General features: G+C 63.9%; 12 protein-coding genes. 6 read left to right on the top strand and 6 right to left on the bottom strand.

Translation table 11 applies throughout. The features are described from left to right. Positions 1–151, bottom strand: a 151-nt coding sequence (locus tag E4631_RS27055) for a transposase family protein (RefSeq protein ID WP_135318615.1), incomplete at its 3' end; no start/stop codon positions are given. 315 nt (positions 152–466) lie between these two features. On the opposite strand from E4631_RS27055, the gene E4631_RS15945 reads away from it, so the two are divergent. Next, positions 467–1,564 (top strand): porin, encoded by a 1,098-nt coding sequence (locus E4631_RS15945; RefSeq protein WP_166647986.1) that lies wholly within the window; start codon positions 467–469, stop codon positions 1,562–1,564. Between the two features lie 23 nt (positions 1,565–1,587). Here the strand turns inward: E4631_RS15945 and E4631_RS15940 are convergent, their stop codons facing one another. The 3 genes from E4631_RS15940 to E4631_RS15930 form a co-directional block, all read right to left on the bottom strand. Beyond that, on the bottom strand, positions 1,588–2,241 hold the full coding sequence (locus E4631_RS15940) for a hypothetical protein (protein WP_133656308.1): 654 nt from the start codon (positions 2,239–2,241) through the stop codon (positions 1,588–1,590). An 86-nt stretch (positions 2,242–2,327) separates the two neighbouring features. Then, positions 2,328–3,899, bottom strand: coding sequence for an ABC transporter permease/substrate-binding protein (locus E4631_RS15935; protein ID WP_133656309.1), 1,572 nt, complete (start codon positions 3,897–3,899; stop codon positions 2,328–2,330). A gap of 102 nt (positions 3,900–4,001) precedes the next feature. Next, positions 4,002–4,631, bottom strand: coding sequence for a CatA-like O-acetyltransferase (locus tag E4631_RS15930; RefSeq protein WP_133656310.1), 630 nt, complete (start codon positions 4,629–4,631; stop codon positions 4,002–4,004). 64 nt (positions 4,632–4,695) lie between these two features. On the opposite strand from E4631_RS15930, the gene E4631_RS15925 reads away from it, so the two are divergent. Next, a complete protein-coding gene (locus tag E4631_RS15925; protein WP_240734967.1) occupies positions 4,696–5,403 on the top strand; it encodes an HAD family hydrolase in 708 nt (235 codons plus the stop codon). A 137-nt stretch (positions 5,404–5,540) separates the two neighbouring features. Here the strand turns inward: E4631_RS15925 and E4631_RS15920 are convergent, their stop codons facing one another. Next, positions 5,541–6,512, bottom strand: coding sequence for an ATP-binding cassette domain-containing protein (locus tag E4631_RS15920; RefSeq protein WP_133656312.1), 972 nt, complete (start codon positions 6,510–6,512; stop codon positions 5,541–5,543). A gap of 60 nt (positions 6,513–6,572) precedes the next feature. Further along, a complete protein-coding gene (locus E4631_RS15915; RefSeq protein WP_133656313.1) occupies positions 6,573–6,950 on the bottom strand; it encodes a VOC family protein in 378 nt (125 codons plus the stop codon). Positions 6,951–7,021: 71 nt separating this feature from the next. Here E4631_RS15915 and E4631_RS26810 point away from each other — a divergent pair, with 71 nt between their 5' ends. The 4 genes from E4631_RS26810 (at position 7,022) to E4631_RS15900 (ending at position 14,022) form a co-directional block, all read left to right on the top strand. Further along, the gene (locus tag E4631_RS26810; protein WP_262709800.1) at positions 7,022–7,147 is read left to right on the top strand and encodes a hypothetical protein; all 126 of its coding nucleotides are present in this window, start codon (positions 7,022–7,024) and stop codon (positions 7,145–7,147) included. Positions 7,148–7,198: 51 nt separating this feature from the next. After that, the gene (locus E4631_RS15910) at positions 7,199–10,426 is read left to right on the top strand and encodes a tetratricopeptide repeat protein (protein ID WP_133656314.1); all 3,228 of its coding nucleotides are present in this window, start codon (positions 7,199–7,201) and stop codon (positions 10,424–10,426) included. 35 nt (positions 10,427–10,461) lie between these two features. Continuing rightward, positions 10,462–12,240, top strand: a complete 1,779-nt coding sequence (locus tag E4631_RS15905) for a hypothetical protein (protein WP_133656315.1) — start codon at positions 10,462–10,464, stop codon at positions 12,238–12,240. A gap of 120 nt (positions 12,241–12,360) precedes the next feature. Further along, entirely contained in the window at positions 12,361–14,022 is a 1,662-nt protein-coding gene (locus tag E4631_RS15900) for an SPOR domain-containing protein (protein ID WP_133656316.1), read from the top strand. Positions 14,023–14,033: the final 11 nt, after the last annotated feature.

The following is a 14,033-nucleotide window of genomic DNA, read 5'->3' as shown; positions in this document are numbered from 1 at the left end:
AGGCGTAATCATAAATCTGCTCAAAATCTTCGCAATCAGCCAGTAAGCCGCACAGCACCAGCCAAATAATATCGCTTAGCTCGTGTAGACAGCGCCCCTCCACCCGATAGTCCGTTACCTGCCAAAAGAAATCCGCTACTTCTTCTTCCATCCCCAAAGGTCGCTAACTTACCTTTTGGTGCTTTTGCCCTGCTCGTTACTGGGCCGGGTGGCAGCTGGTAGCCTTTTTGCCCTCGCACTGAGAAGTTAGCTAACCCAAGTTGCAGACCAGCTTGCTGCGGGGGGAAGTTTCAGCTGGAGGGGCCGCCTGGCCGGTCCGTCGGCGCGAGCCGGCCGACCGGTTATCGTTGACAGATGCGGCCCACGCAAAGACAACCGGTCGGCCGGCCCGCGCCGGCGGACCGGGGAGCATGCCTCGCAACTTGGGTTAGCTAGTATCTTCCCGGTAGTATCTAGCTTTTTCTGTGTGAAATACATTTTCTCCGGCCTACTAGGCCTGTTGCTGGCTGGGCCGGCGCAGGCCCAGGTGGCGGCTCCTGCGTTCCCTGCCGACACGGCCAAGCTCACCGTGTATGGCTACCTCGACGGTTACTATGGGTTTGATTTTCCGCACCCTAGCAGCACCCAGCGGCCCGAGTTTTTTTACTCCCACAACCGGCAAGACGAGTTTGCCGTGAACCAGGCCCTCATCGGGCTGCGCTATGATAACGGCCAGGTGCACGGCGCCGTGGGCCTGGAGGCCGGTACGTATCCCGAAGCCAACTACGCCGCCGAGCCCGTGCTGCTGCGCAACATCTACGAGGCCTACGTGGGGTTTCGGCCCTTCAAAAAAGCCTGGTTTGATATCGGCGTGTTTGGCTCGCATATCGGCTATGAATCGGCTATTTCGAAGGATAACTGGACGGTGACCCACTCGCTGGCGGCCGAGGGCTCGCCGTATTATGAAGCCGGGGCCAAGCTCAGCTACGAAATTTCGCCCAAGGTGACCGTGACTGGGCTGGTACTGAATGGCTGGCAGAATATCCGCGACAATAACCGGGCGAAGTCGCTGGGCACGCAGGTGCAGTGGCGGCCCTCGGCCAAGTGGCTGGTCAATTCGAGTGCATTTTATGGCAATGAGCAGCCGCAGGACTCGATTCGGCGGCGGCGCTACTTCCACGACCTGTACGTGACGTACACGCCCAACGCGCGGGTGTCGGTGCTGGCGCTGTTCGACATTGGCTGGCAGGAGCGCGCCCGCCCCAACCTGCCCGATACGCCCTGGCACACCGCCCAACTGGTGCTGCGCTACCACCTGAACCCGCGCTGGACGATGGCCCTGCGCGGCGAGTATTACTACGCCCAGTATGGGGTAGTGGTGCGCTACCTGGCGCCAACGTCCGCCCAGCGCGATTTTTTTGTGCGCGGCGCGTCGCTCAACTTCGACTATGCCCCCAGCGCCCACGTGCTGGTGCGTCTGGAAGGCAAGTTTCTCAACTCGAAAAATGCCCGCTTCCCGACCGAAACCAGCAGCCCGTCCACCAACTACGGCAACCTGACTTCGACGGTGGCGCTGTCTTTTTAAGGTGAGGTTGGGGCAAAGCTTTGCTACAACCCCGACCGTAAGTCAGCTTCTTGCTGTAACTGTTGGCCCCGCCGAAGAAGATTGGCGCACAGCGTCAGCAGCAGCCCAGCCACTACGTAGAGCGTACTGCTAGACAGGATGGCCAATTGAAACAAGCCCTGTGTTTTGGACTTGAAAACTTCGATGACGAAGACGTTAAATATCATCTTTAGCACAAACATGCTGATTAAAGCCAGGCCGGAAAATTCAACAACCCGGCTGGCGGCCAGGGTAAATTCGGGGCCAGCCGGCAGTCGGCGCAAGGTGCAGTATAGAAAGTATCCTAGCCCGGCCAAAAACAGTGCATCAAGAATAGTAAGGTCGCCGATAGTGAAAAATAGAAAATAATCACAGAGTGAAACTGGATGATATAAAAGGTCGCCTCGGCTACTGGTCGAAAAATAACCTGCTGGTGAGGTCAGCATCTGGGCAATCTGGGGATGAGCCATGCCAAATTTCAGCCCGGCGTGCACAGGCAGCACAAGCAGGCGCGCACCTCCGTAAAAATCGTGGAGGCAGTAATATAGCCACAATCCTAGCTGCAACAACCCCATCAATAGCAACGCGACAGGAGCACGCCGTATAGAAAGCGCGTTAAAGGCCGGGCTGGTTACTGGATAGTGCGGAGAGGGAGGCATAAATACTTATTGTAGTTAAAGGGCGTCGAATATAGTAATTATTATTTGATAAAAGCGCCGCATAATTTAATTAAGCGGTCCCACGTTTACTGCCGCAGATACCGCCCCAGCTGCGAGATGCTAGCGATGCCCAGCTGCCCGGCTTGCCGCTGGCGCATCAGCAAGCAGTAGGCGTTGTTGAAGCCCAGCGGCGCGCGCCACTCCAGGCCGTAGCGCCGCCGAAACTCGGCCCGTACGTACTGGTACACCGCCGCCGGGCGGCCGCCCAGCGAGTCGAGCACCGCCGCCGAGGGCTGCAAGAGCACCTGTAATCCGGTACCGGTGTACTCGGGGTACATGTCGATTTCGCCGCCGCGTAGGGCCTCAAAGCAGATGGTGGTGCCGCCCAGGCCGGTTTTGGTGGTCACTGCCAGGTCGGTATTGCCCCGAATGAGGGCGGCGTACATCTCCACCAGAATGTACTGCTCGGCAAAAATCTTGGAGCCCAACCGCACAGTGGCCGCGCCGGGGGGTAGGGGGCGCGGGGCCTTCAATAAGTGCTTGCGGCGAAGCCAGGCCAAGGCCACTTCTTTCGGCTCTTTATGCAGATAATCAACCTGATAATTCAGGTTCGTCATGGCCGAGTCGGAGAGCTGGCCGCTGAGCTGGTCGAATACCGGGCTTAGCTCGGGGTGGGCGCGTAGCAGATCGGGCCGCAGCACGGGCGCGGCAAAGTAGGGGGGTAGGGCGTTGCGGTCGTCGCGCAGCACGCGCAGGCCGTAGGCCCGGATGCGCCCGTCGGTCGAGTAGCCGTCGATGACATCGACGTGGCCGTTGCGGGCAGCCTCGTACACCAGCGCCGGGGCCAGCACCACGTTGGGCAAATGCGTGAGGCCGTAGGCCTGGGTGAGTCCCGGCAGGCAATCGGCCCGCCCGATAAACTCGGGGCTGAAACCCGCGTGCAGCCGCCCGCTGGCCTGCGGCAGCCAGTAGCCGGCCGCCAGCAGGGGTAGGGCCAGCAACAGGCCGCCGCCCACCCGGCGCAGGCGCCGGGCCGAAAGCTTTTCCACGAAGCCCAGCCCAAAATCAAAGGCCAGCGCCAGCCCGGCGGCCGGAATGGCCCCGGCCAGTATCATCACGGGGTTGTTCAAAGCGATGCCGCCGAAGATGAACTCGCCCAGGCCGCCCGCCGCCACGTAGGCCGCCAGCGTGGCTACGCCCACATTAATAACCGTAGCCGTGCGAATGCCGGCCATGAGGACGGGTAGGGCCAGCGGCAACTCAACTCGCCGCAGAATCTGCCCATCGGTGAAGCCCAGCCCGCGCGCAGCCTCCACCACGGCCGGCGGCACGCCCTGGATGCCGGCCACCGTATTGCGGATAATCGGCAGCAGCGAGTACAGCAGCAGCGCCAGAATAGCCGGCGCCGCCCCAATGCCCATTACCGGAATCAGAAACCCCAGCAGCGCGATACTCGGCACGGTTTGTAGCACGCCGGCCGCGCCCAGCACCGCCGGCGCGTAGCGTGGTCGGCGCGTGAGCCACAGCCCCACCGGCACGCCCACGGCTACGCCCAGCAGCAGCGCGGCGGCCGTGAGGGCGATGTGCTGGAGGGTCTGCTGGCCCAGCTTACCGGCCTGCGCGTGCCAGAAAGCGAATAGTTCGGTAAGGGTCTGCATAATAAAGCGCGCGTGTAGGGTAGGCTTTAGCTTGCCGGGGGTAGGGATGTGCGGTAAGCTTCAGCTTGCCGGCCTGGAGCGCAGGGCAAGCTAAAACTTACCCTACCCACCCAGCCGCTGCTGAAACAGGTCCAGGAACTGGCTTACGTGGTAGCCGTCGGCCAGGCCGTGGTGCACGTTTACGGCCACGGCCATGCGCCGGGCGGCGCCGTCGTGGTACACTTGGCCGAAGGAGATTTTGGGGCAGCTGTCGGGGTGCCCGAAGCTGCGGGCGTGGGTCAGGCCCGTGAAGCGCACCCACGGAATGGCCGAGCAGTGAATGACGTCGGGCCGGCCGGTGCGCTCGCTCAGGCCCAGGCCGCTGGCCTGGCGCACGGCCGCAATTTCGGCTTCGGCCCCGGCCACGAATTCGGCCAGGTCGGCGTGCTGTTTGATGAAGGAAAAGCTGAACGTATGGTCGGGCCGCCCGATGGTGGCCGAGGCGTGCACGTGGTCGTAGCAATACACCTGCCCCGCCTCAATGCGGTAGCGGAAGGCCTCGACCTGGTTGGCGGCTTGCAGCGCGTGGTGCAGGTAGTAGAGGAAAAACGATACCCCCAGCCGCTTGGCCTCGGCCTGGGCGTGGGTGCAGTCTACCTCGGCCACCAGCCCGAAAAAAGGCTCTTCAAAAGAAGAGAAAAACTCGAAATGCTCGCGGCGGGGCCAGGTGGCCAGGTCAATCAGCTGCTTCATGGGCCGCAAGTTCGGTACTTTTGGGACTTGGCTCCGGTGCGGAGCCGCCCAGCAACTACCTGTTTTGACTACGCCTACCCCTCGCCCCCGGCTCATTGCCTTCGACGCCGATGATACCCTCTGGCCCAACCAACCCCATTTCGACCACGTCGAAACTCAGGTGGTGGCGCTGCTGGCCGCCCACGGCAACGCCGCCCACATCGGCCGCGAGCTCTACAACGTGCAGCGGCGCAACATGCACCTGTTTGGCTATGGGGCCAAGTCGTTTATGCTGGCCATGGTCGAAACGGCCATTCAGCTCACCAACGGCGCCGTGACGGGCCGCGAGCTGCAGCCGCTGCTCGACTTGGGCAAGCGCCTGCTCGACTTCCCCATCGAGCCCCTGCCCGGCGTGGTCGAAGTTCTTACCGAGCTAACGCGCCGTGGCGAGCCGCTGATGGTGCTCACCAAGGGCGACCTTTTTGACCAGGAAAGCAAGGTAGCCCGCTCGGGCCTGGGCGATTTTTTTGCCCACGTCGAGATTGTGAGCGAGAAGAATGAGGCCACCTACCAGCGTATCCTGACTCGCTACGGCGTGCACCCCGAAGAATTCGTGATGATTGGCAACTCGCTGAAATCGGACATTCTGCCCGTAGCCCGGCTGGGCGCCCGGGCCATTCACGTGCCCTACCACCCCGTCTGGATTCACGAAGAAGTCCCCGCCGAGCAATTGGCCGGCGTAGCCTACCACCGCGTGGAGGTGCTGACTGATGTGCTGGTCTATCTGAAATGAAGAATTTGTCCGAACGTCATTCCGAGCTTGCCGAGGAATCTCGTGCGCACTATTGAACGAAGCCCGAACGACCACGAGCGATATTCCCCGGCAAGCTAATGACGGGCTGGTGACTCTTTATGTCGCTATTCCTTGCTTCATACCGCTTGCCCGAAAGCCGCCAGCAGCGGCCCCAACGCCACCGACTGCGCCGTGCCGGCCAGGCAAAAGCGCCCGGCGGGCGTGGCGGCCAGCAGGTCTACGGCCGCCTGCACGCTGGCGGTGGGGGGTAGGGTAGGCAGGCCGGGCGGGGCGGCCTCAACTTCCAAAGTCAGGAAGGGCGCTACCTCGGCCAGCGTAGTCACACGCAGCTGCAAGGCCAGCCGCTCGGCCTGGAAGAAACTGCGCACAAATTCGTTGGCGGGCTGAAGCAGCAGCTCGCGCGGCGGCCCCAGCTGCTGAATTTGCCCGTTATTTAGTAGCATGATGCGGTCGGCCAGCTCGAAGGCTTCCTGCACGTCATGGGTCACGAGCACCATCGTTTTGCGGCGCAGCTCATCGAGCTCGCGGAAGTCGCGGCGCACGGCAGCCCGCGTAAGTGGGTCGAGCGCGCCGAAGGGCTCATCGAGTAAAATCACGGGCGGGTCGGCGGCCAGGGCGCGGGCCAGGCCCACGCGCTGCGCTTGCCCGCCCGAGAGCTGGGCCGGCAGCATAGTGGCAAAGCGGGCGGCCGGTAGGTGCAGGCGATTGAGCAGCTCGGTGGTGCGCGCGGCGGTGGCGGCGGCGGGCTGGCCCAGCAGGCCGGGCACTACCCCCACGTTTTGGGCCACCGTGTAGTGCGGTAGCAGGCCCACCTGCTGAATGACGTAGCCGATACCGCGCCGCAATTCTTCCGGCTTTTGCTGGCGCACGTCGCGGCCATTTAGTTCGATGGTGCCGCTGTCGGGCTCGATGAGGCGGTTGAGGGTTTTGAGCAGCGTGGTTTTGCCGCAGCCGCTGGGGCCTAGCAGCACCAGGGTTTCTCCGGCGGCCACCTCAAACGATAAGTCGTCGATGACGACCTGCGCGCCGTAGCGCTTAGTGAGGTGTGATACGTGAATGACGGCAACGGAGGGGGTAGGGGCTGGCATGGGGCAAAGGTCGGGGCAAGATAGACTGGCTACCCGTTTGCCCCGGCCGGTCCCTGTCGGCTACAGTCGGCTCTGGATTTCCTGCAGCACCCAGCTGTTGCCATCGGGGTCGCTGAAGGATGTATACTTGACCTGACCCAGGTTCTGCACGTCGCCCAGGCGCACGCCGCGGCCGGCCAGCTCGGCCCGCGCCTGTTTAAGGTCAGCCACCACCAGGTGCAGGCCGCGCAGCGAGCCGGCGGCCATCGCCAGGCCGGGAAGGCCCTCGCCTAACACGATAGAGCACGCCGAGCCGGGCGGCGTCAGCTGCACCACGCGCACCGTGGGGCTGGGCCGCACGTCGTGGTCGAGCCGGAAGCCCGCCTGCTCCGTATAGAATGCTTTGGCGCGGTCGATGTCGGCCACCGGCACGGGGATGAGCTCCAGTTTCAGGTCCATAAGGGGAAAGCAGGTTTTCTGCCAGCCTCGCACCAGCAGCCCGGCAAGATACAGCGCACGTCTATGTTGCTTTGCTGACGCGCCGCATCAACTCCCTACCCCCCGCCACGTACCAAACCCGCGCTGGCCCGCGTTTCCTACCCCCCGCCCAGCGGGCCAAATGCCTCAATCCGCGTTTTTTCGCTACTTTTGACTGAACCCGGACGTGCCCCCAACTGGCCCGCCCGCCCACCGAACCGCTGCCCTCCATGAAGCTACCCCCCCGGCTCACGCTGGCCGCCGCCCTGCTGGGCCCGGCCGCCGCCGCGCCCCAGCTTGCCCACGCCCAGCTCACCCAAACCAACACCGCCGCCGACCGCTACTACCAGGAAGGCCTCGACCTGTTTGACAAAAAGCAGTACGGTGCGGCCCAGCAGGCCCTGCAGCGCTACATGCAGACTGCCCCGCCCCGCGTGGGCGAGCAGAGCGGGCCGGCCGCCATCACGGGCCGGCAGGAGCGCCTGGCCGATGCCGAGTATTACTACGCCGTGAGCGGCCTCTACCTGCTGCACCCCGATGCCGAGGGGCTCATCCTGGATTTTGCCGAGCGCCACCCGGCCCACCCGCGGGCGGCCGTGGCGTATTTTGAGCTGGCTAAGTTTTACTTCGACCGCCAGAACTACGCCCAGGCCAGCACCTACTTTCAAAAGGTAGCCCCCGCCAACCTGAGTGCGAGCCAGCGGGCCGAGTCCGATTTCAAGCTGGGCTACAGCCATTTTCAGCTCAAGGAATACGAGCCGGCCCGCATCTTATTTGACCGCAACAAGAAGGAAAACAGCCAGTACCGCTACGCCAGCTCGTACTACGCCGGCTACCTGGCCTACCGCGCCGGCGACTACGCCGCCGCCCGCCAGGACCTGACCTTGGCCGCCGAAAACGACGCCTACCGGGGGGTAGTGCCGGCCGTGATGACCCAGATTTACTACAAGGAGGGCAACTACGACGGCCTCATCGCCTACGCCACCAAGGCCCTGCAGCAAACCCCGCCGCCCCAGAGCGCCGACGAGATTCAGCTGCTGACCGGCGACGCCTACTACCAGAAGCAGGACTACAAGCAGGCCGGCACCTACTTCGACCAGTACGCCGCCGCCCACAAGGGCAAGATTGAGCCCAGCCTGCAGTATAAAATCGGCTTTGCCAACTACAAGCAGGGCGACTACGCCAACGCCATCACCAACCTGCGCAACGTGGCCACCCGCCGCGACTCGCTGGGTCAGAATGCCGCCTACCACCTCGGCCTGAGCTACCTGCAGGCCGGCCAGAAGCCCCAGGCGCTGGCCGCCTTCGACGCCGCTCGCCAGAGCACGATTGAGAAAAACCTGTCGGAAAACGCCACGCTCAAGTACGCCCAGGTGCAGTCTGAGCTGGGTAATTTGCCCGAGGTAATCAGCGCCCTGCGCGACTTCCGCCGCAAGTATCCGCGCTCGAAAAGCCAGCCCGTGGTGGACCAGCTGCTCAGCGACGGCTTCCTGTCGAGCACCGACTACCAGCAGGCGCTCACCTACCTCGACGGCCTCGGCGACGACCGCGGCAACACCCTCAACGGCACTTACCAGCGCGTGGCCTACGCCCAGGCCGCCACGCTCTATAACGACGGCCAGTACAGCCAGGCCCTGCCGCTGTTGGATAAGTCGTTGAAATACCCGCAGGACGATGGCCTGCGCGCCGCCGCCCAGGTGCTGCGCGGCGAAATCTACTCCGTGGGCCAGCAGTATCCCGAGGCTATCACGGCCTACGCCGCCGCCGCGCGCTCGGCCCGGCAAGGGGGGGTAAGCGACGAGGAAACGCAGTACGTGCAGCTCGCCCGCTACGGCCTGGGCTACGCTTATTATAATACCAAGCAGTACAGCAAGGCCCAGCCGCAGTTTCAGGCTTACTTGAATGATGCGGCCGCCAAGCCCTCAGAACCAAATTACTACGATGCTATCCTGCGCCTCGGCGATACGTACTACGTGGCCAAGGACTACAACTCGGCCCTGGCGCAGTACGACAAGGTGATTCAGGCCAACGCGCCCGACAAGGACTACGCCTACTACCAGAAGGGCGTGACGCTGGGCCTGCTCGGCCGCCAGGACGAGGCCAACCAGACGCTGGCCGCCCTGCTCCAGAGCAACCCCAACTCGCGCTACGCCGAGCAAGCCGTGTTCCAGCAGGCGCAGCTGGCTTTTCAGGCCGGCGATTACCAGCCGGCCGTGGATAGCTACACCCGCCTCATCCAGAACCGGCCCACCTCCAGCCTGCTGCCCGACGCCTACCAGCGCCGCGGCGTGGCCTACGCCAACCTGGAGCAGCAGGACAAAGCCGTACTCGATTTCCAGAAAGTGCTGGCCGACTACCCCCGCAGCCCCGCCGCGCAGCGGGCGCTCTACGGCTTGCAGGAAAGCCTGGCCGCCCTGGGGCGCAACGAGGAGTTTGACCAGGCGCTGGCCGGGTTCAAGGCCCAGAACCCGAACAGCAAGGCTACCGAGAGCGTCGAGTTTGAGGCGGCTAAGTCGTTGTACCTGGCCGAGAAATACGCCCAGGCGCTGCCCCGCGTGCAGGCCTACCTGCAGCAATACCCCGACAATGCCCTGGCCCCGGACGCTCGCTTCATCCTGGCCGACTCGTACTTGCGCACCGGCGACAAAACCAAGTCCCTACCCCTGCTCAAAGCCGTGGTGGCCGAGAACAAGAGCGAGTTCGTGAACCGCGCCGTGGGCCGGGTCGCCGACCTGGAGCTGGAAAACAAGAACTACCCCGAGGCCGCCAAGTACTACGACCGCCTGCGCCAGGCCTCCAGCAACCGCCGCGAGGTAGCCACCGCCACCCTGGGCCTGCTCAAGGCTTATTATGACGGCGGCGACTACGCCAAGGCCCGCGCCACTGCCACCGACCTCAGCACCCTGGCCGGCGCCACCGCCAACGCCACCAACACCGCGCTGCTCTACCAGGGCAAGGCCGACTTCCAGCTCGGTAACCTCGACCAGGCCGCTACCGAGCTGGCCGCTACCGTGGCCGCCGCCCCCAGCGACGTGAACGGCGCCGAGGCCCAGTACACGCTGGCCGAAGTCCTCTTCAAGCAGAAGAAATACGACGAAGCCATCACCGAAGCCTTCAAGGTCAACTCCAACTACAGCGCCTATGAGCAGTGGCAGGGCCGGGCCTTTTTACTGCTCGCCGACGTGTACACGGCCCAGCGCGACATCTTCCAGGCCCGCGCTACGCTGAACTCGATTATCGACAATAAATTCCCGGTAGCCGAGGTAGTGGAGGGAGCCCGCCAGCGCCTCAAAGCCCTGCCCGCCAACGACGACGCGCCCGCTCCGGCCGCCGAAACGCCGGTTAAAACCAAGCCGGCCACCGCTCCCAAGCCGGCCCCCACGGCGCCGGCCAAAGCCGCGCCCGCCAAGCCTACCCCCGCCAAAACGCCCGTGCGCAAGCCGGCCGCTCGTCCCTAATGCGCTTAGTAGCCCGCTGGCATAAAACTTTTTTAATGAATCGTTTACAGGTGATAAAATCAAGCTTTACTACTGCTGCCGGGCGGCCCCTGCTGCTGGCCGCCAGCCTGAGCGGCGCGCTGGCTTTGGGCGCGCAGGCGCAGGGCCAGCCCGGCAAGGGCAAGGCGCGCGGTACCATACAGGATGCCGAGATTGAGATTGTGAAGGACCGGGTGAACACGCTGCCCGAGGCCACCCGCAACTTCGAGAAAATCCGGCTGGCGCCCCCGCCCAAGCCTACCCGCCAGGTTACCTATACCTACCCCGATTTCCGGCTGCCCGTTACCCGCCTCAACCCCTCGGTGCAGGTGCTCACCGTGGCCCAGGAGGAGCTGGAGCCGCTCACCGGCAACTACCTCAAGCTGGGCTTCGGCAATTACGGCAGCGTGTACGGCCGCGCTCACCTGCACTCGGTGCGCAACGAGCAGTATAGCTACGGCCTCGACGTGCGCCACAACAGCTCGCGCACCGGCCCCGTCGATGGCCGCAACTCGGGCGCCAGCCAAACCAGCGCGGCGCTCACCGGCGAGTATTACCTGGGCGCCACCGCCCTCGGCGCCAGCCTCGACTACGCCTACGACCGCTACAATTTCTACGGCTACGATGCCAGCAAGCTGGCTGCCACGCCCGAAAGCGACGTCCTCAAGCAGACCTTCAACCGCTTCGGCGTGCGGGCCTACGCCCGCAACCGCGCCCCCGATGCCACCTTGACCTATGAGGTAGGGGTAGGGTACCGCCGCTTCAGCGACTACTACAACGTGAGCGAAAACAACCTGCTGGTTGACGCCAAGGCCGGCTACGCGCTGGGCGAAACCAGCCGCATCACGGTCGATGCGCAGGGCTCGTTCATCTCCGATAAGCAGCCGGGCGCCACTGGCCAGCTCGGCGAGCTGACCCGCACCCGCAACTTCTTCCAGGCCACGCCGGCCTACGTGCTCACCGGCAAAACCGGCCTCACGCTCACGCTGGGCGCCACGCTGGGCTATTCGAGCGACGTGCTCAATGGCTCGGGCAAGGGCGCCATTAACCCCGCCGTGCGGCTGGGCTACGCCGTGGTACCCGAGAAATTTGTGGTGTACGGCGGCCTGGGCGGCGCCATTCAGCGCGTCACGCGCTACGACCTGAGCCAGGAAAACCCCTGGCTGGCCCCAGGCCAAACGGTGCTCGATACCCACGCCGGCCCCACCGTGTATGGCGGCTTCACTTCAGCGCCAGTGAGCGGCCTGGAGCTGGCCGCCCGCGCCACCTTCGGCCGCGCCCGCAATTTGTATTTTTACCGCAACTCGCTGGCCGACACCAGCAAGTTTGACCTCGCCTACGACAGCACCACCATCAACGTGGTGAACGTGCACGCTGAGGCCCTGTACAGCGCCTCAGAGAAAGTGCGGGTTGGCTTCAAGGCAGATTATAATCACTACGGCGTCAAGTCGTTGGCGCAGGCCTACGGCCGCCCGGCGTTTCTGGGCACGCTCTACGGCACGTATAATGTGTTCGATAAGCTGCTGCTGGGCGCCAACTTTTACTACTACTCGGCCAATTATGGCGTAGGGTATGCGCAGGGGATATCACTGCCTGTGCCGCCGCCGTCCACTGCGGTTACGGACCGCCAGACCAACTCCGTCATAGACCTCAGTCTGCGGGCCGACTACCGCCTTACCCCAAAATTCAGCATCTTTGCGATGGGGAACAACCTCACCAACCGTCATTACCAGCGCTACCTGAATTATCAAAGCCAGGGAATCAATGTTATCGGCGGGTTAACTTACTCATTCTAAGCTAGTGGGAGAGTAGCCTGCAAGGTTGAGTAAGCGAAGGATGAAGAAATTGGCTTTTTCCTTCCCTAACTTTAGCCTCGTAACTACTTAACTGCCTGCCCGCCAAACTATCTCTACGCGATGAATCTAGCTGACCACCTACGCCCTTTGCTCCGCGACCACGATTGCGTGATAATCCCGGATTTCGGAGGCTTGGTAGCCGCGTATGTGCCCGCCAGGGTGCAGCCAGGGGGTAGGCACCACTTGAGTCCGCCTACCCGGCAGGTAGCTTTCAACCAGGCGCTTACGCGCAACGACGGCCTGCTCGTCGATGCGCTGTGCCAGCACCTAGGCCTGCCCGCCGCCGAGGCCCGCGAGGCCCTGCGCCAAGCAGTAGCTGCCCTCTACCGCGACCTCCAAAACCAGCAGCGTACGGAGCTGCCCGGCATCGGTGTATTTCGCCAGCAGGCCGGCCGGGGCTTGCAGTTTGAGTACACCGGCGCCAACGACCTGCTGCCCGCCGTTTTTGGCCTACCCGAGCTCACGGTACTCCCCGTATCGGTTATCGACGCCCGGCTGGCCCGCGAGCAGCAGGCGCAGTTGGTGCCGCGCCTGCGCTCGGCGGGGCGCGGCCTGCGGCTGCGGCGCGTGGTGCCGGGGGCGGCCATTGGCCTGCTGGCCGGCCTGGCCGTAGCCGGCCTGTATCTGTTTAACCTGCACCCGAACATCCTGCCCACCACCTGGCAAAGCCACGTGCCGCACTGGGAGCAGAGCAGTCGCTCGGCAGCCCCGCAGCAGGCCGCGCTGGCCCAGCCCAGCTTCACGCGGCCCACCACGGAGACCATGGTACTTCCGGCTGACGTGAAAGAGCCCGAAATAGCGTCGGCCGCCGTAGCTGCTACCCCCGTAGCGCCAGCGGGTGCCCCAGCCGAGGCAGTAGTGCTTGCCGCCAAAGCCCAGCCTCTCGCATCGCCAGCCGAGGCTCCGGCCCCGGCCGACCTGTCTACCATAACGCCCGCATCCGTAGCCCTCGCAGCTACAGCTGCGCAAACGGCCCCTCCCCAAACCGTTGACCCCGTGGATGTGATGCTGACTCAGCGTGCCTCCCTGCCCAGCCCAATTGCCCCACGGGCACGGGGCCGGGCGCGCAAGCTGCCTGCCGCCGCCGCTATCGCGGTTGCCAATGAAAGCAACATCGCCCGGCCCATTCCGATGGCGATGCGCAAAGCGGGCACGGCCACGATGATTACCACGTCCTACGCGGCGGCCCGCAATGCGGCCCCACTGCCCGCCCCCAGCCCCGCCGCGCCCGTAGCTACTACGCCAGCGGCTGCGGTAGTTGCTGCCCCCAAAGCAGTCGTGGCCAAAGTAGTAGCTCCGGCTAAGGCAAAGTGGGTAGCCCCGGCTAAATCACCGGCCCGCGCTGCCTGGCCCGTGGCTGCTAAAGCCAAACCCGCAGCACCCATCGTGGCTAAAGCCAAAGCCAAATTGCTGGTACCAGTTGCCGCTAAAAAAGTGGTGGCCCCAGCCGCGCCAGCTACTGCTGGGGCAATTAATGCCCGCACTGGTCGTTACTACGTAGTAGTGGCCGCCTATGATTCTCGGGCGCGGGCCGAGCAGGGGCGTCGCAACCTGCTCCACGCCGGCCACGCCAACGCCAAGATTATCATGCCCTACCCCGGCACCCGCCACTACCGCCTGTCGGCCGCCGATTATGCCGACCGCCCCGCGGCCCAAATGGCTGCCAATCAGCTGCGCAAAAACCCGCGCGTTGATAATGGCTTGGCGGTTTTTCCTTACTAGCTCTGCTGCCT

Origin of the sequence: Hymenobacter sp. UV11, assembly GCF_004684095.1 — a bacterium.
Lineage (GTDB): Bacteria > Bacteroidota > Bacteroidia > Cytophagales > Hymenobacteraceae > Hymenobacter.
The sequence above is the reverse complement of the archived record's forward strand: the minus strand, read 5'-3'. Positions and strand labels throughout refer to the sequence as shown.